A 3008-nucleotide genomic window follows, 5' to 3' on the forward strand; every position below is an offset into this window, starting at 1 on the left:
TTGACAATTTTCAAACTCTCCCCGGCCAATTTCTCCAAAAATAGTGGACTCCCCTGTACCGACGTCAGGTTCAGGTAAGGTAATTATATCATCGTTATTAAAGCTGCCCTTTTTACCAGAACGTTTAATTACTGCTTTTTTCGTTTCAAAAGGAGATGAGAGTGCTAGTGTGATTTTAGGTGAATCAATAATTGCTATTTTTTTATCACTATTTGCTTCTTTTTTATCATCAATTATAGGATCTTCCTCTTGGAGATGCTTACTACCTCTAGAAGAGCCCTGTGAGCTTTCCTGAGTATTTTTTACCGTAAATTTAGGGCTGCAAAAAATGACAGTATGATTAATTTCACTGGGTAAGTTTGATATTGCTAGAATTTCATTTACATAATATTTGTTTTTCTTCGGACTAAAATATACTTTTAATGTGATTTCAGCACCTTTTAATGAAGGTGGGATAAAATTAAAGTTCCAGTATTCTCGGACTTTTGTCTGAAATTTCTCACTTAAAAAATTTTTGGAGATGCTTTCGAAAGATGTTCGGGCCTCTGTATCGAGTAATATCCATGCGAGCAAGCGGCGCATTCCGACATTATCATATTGAGATAGTGGGAAGTTACAAAATGTAGGAATATTGATCAGAGTTTGATTTTCTCCCTTTATGATATCAAATTCACCAGAAAGACGTGTTTGATCCAGTGCACTACGAGATAGATAGGCATTATGCAAGAATAATACTCTAGCGAGTTCTATCTGGGGTAAAATAATTTCAATATCTTTATATTTTTCATTAATATCGCTAACAATATTACTGAAATTATACTGTCCTGAATCATTAATGAAAATATTCCATTTTTGAAAGTTATCAATTTGAATGGTGATAGTAGATTCATTAAAAGGAATAAAGGTTTCAGTCTGATTGAAACGTCGATTGCGCGCTAATAATGGCATATTAGAAAAACGAGCATATTTCAGTATATATCTCTGATTTTCTATTGAATATTTATAATTTTCTAATCCAATGTTTATATAGCATTCAGGGTTTTTTCTTTCTTTAAAAATAGAACCTAAAAAAGTAATTCTAGCATTTTCAGGAAAATTTTTAATTTTTGTCATCTATGCTTTACCATTTGAATCTTTAGTCGATTGAAAAAACACTGCATATATTAAAGCTTATTTTATTGAAATTTCAAAGTTTAATTTCATTAAGGTAACGCTTTAATCAAATTAATTTTGAATAATTTTAGAGAATTCAAGAGTGATGTATTCTAGAAATCTTTTCGTTTCAGATGTCATTCGTTCTTCACTTAATCCAGCTTTTCGTAGAATGCGCCACTGAGGAATTGATTGTTTATTGATTTTAATATCGATAAACACTTTTGTTAGCCGTCTGATTTGATAACAGCTGATATTTTCACTATACCGTTCTAGAAAAAGTTGAATCAGAGGTAATTTATGTAAATTTTTCTCTAATGTATTTGAATTAGACGTCTGTTTAAACCACCATTTCATAGAGCGTCTCGGGCTATCTAAATCCCAGATTAAAGTATTATTAAGTTGGACAAGTTGCTTTACATAAAAAAGATCGCGTTTTTGCCAATCAATTTTAGTCCCTTGAGGAATAAATTTCTGATGGAAATTTTGGTTTGTCTGCAATAGCCAGTCTTTATCGTTTCGATATAACCATGCATAAAGAGCTGCCTGCAGGTGACGAGCCGGTTTAACCCCATGTTCTTGTACTAAACCTACCCATTTTTCACGATTCTCAGCTCTAGTTATTTCAAAATTAGTATCCTGGAATTTTATTTGATTATTCTGTTGAGTAGTTGCTTTCTTGAAGGACTTAACTTGAGTGAAGATATCTGTAAAAGACCAGTCAGTATTTAAAAAAGCTTCGATTGTAATAATATGCTCCAGATAACTAAAGCTTTTGCGATGCTTTCTAAAAATATGACGTAGCCAACTGGTTTCAGAAGCTAAGTCATCTAAATGGTATTGCTGAAGAAATTTTTCTGGCCACCTTAATGATATTTTTTCTGAAATTTGATCGAAAGCAATTTGGTTTTCCCCACGGATACAGTTATTCCGTCTGGCTAGTTCATTATAAAACATCGTCCACTGTTCATAACTCGGTGATACAAAAGGCGGTGTAGATAACAATTCTATTATTTTAGAACTAATGAAAAGTTCATCACTTGTTGCTGGTACCTGATTCCACTCAGTACAAAAAACATCTGAAGGTGCTATAAAGTCATGTCGATGTAATGATCTTAAATCTAGTCTTGATTCTACAAGATTACCGTGTTGCGGACAGCAAGCTCCCTGAATTTGCCATAAACGCAGCCAGTAAAATTCTCCTTTTTGAAACGCTTGCTCTTTCAGACATTGTGGACAGTAACGTAGTCTATGAATAATAGGGACTCGTGAAGCATTAATTCCCAAAGAAAGATGTACCGAACCTTGTGAAATATTACCCATCCATTTGATACATTGTTTTCTTCTTGCTTCAGGCACAAAAGGTGCATATATAGGAAATAATGTATGTTTGTATATTATATTTTGTAGAGTCAATTGTTGTTCAGAATACTGATTAACGATCGCATTAAGATGGCAGGGTAAATCAACCGTCGCAATAACCTGTCTATTTTCAAATACAGTATCAAGTAATTGCTTGGGACTTTCAAATGCCAAGCGGATTCCAGCACGAGCCACCGTACTATAAATTAGCTCATTTTCATAAGGCATGGGGAAATTTAGCATAACTAACTCACTTGTTTGATCCAATCAGGTATATCAAAGATCAAATCTGTTTCAGCCTTTAGATGATCATAAAAACTTTGATCATTCCCTTTTTGTGAAAATTGAAAACGTAAGTCAACTGAATCTAATGTATGCCATTGATCATGTTTAAGTAGTTTAGGTTTGGATATTTTAGGTTTGGAGAATAGAGGGCTCTTTATTGAATCTTCATTCTGTTTTAACCAGTCCAAAATAATTGATAGTAGATCGGA

2 protein-coding genes and 1 pseudogene are annotated in these 3008 nt (G+C 33.2%); all 3 read right to left on the reverse strand.

Translation table 11 applies throughout. From position 1 onward, the window contains the following. A partial coding sequence (locus B4J23_RS11600; protein ID WP_291360766.1) for a hypothetical protein occupies positions 1-1113 on the reverse strand: 1113 nt, incomplete at its 3' end. Between the two features lie 111 nt (positions 1114-1224). Then, the gene (locus B4J23_RS11605; protein ID WP_291360768.1) at positions 1225-2757 is read right to left on the reverse strand and encodes a TnsD family Tn7-like transposition protein; all 1533 of its coding nucleotides are present in this window, start codon (positions 2755-2757) and stop codon (positions 1225-1227) included. A gap of 2 nt (positions 2758-2759) precedes the next feature. Further along, positions 2760-3008: pseudogene (locus B4J23_RS11610) on the reverse strand (transcriptional antiterminator); the annotation flags it as partial.

The organism is Acinetobacter sp. UBA3025 (assembly GCF_002367915.1).
Lineage (GTDB): Bacteria > Pseudomonadota > Gammaproteobacteria > Pseudomonadales > Moraxellaceae > Acinetobacter.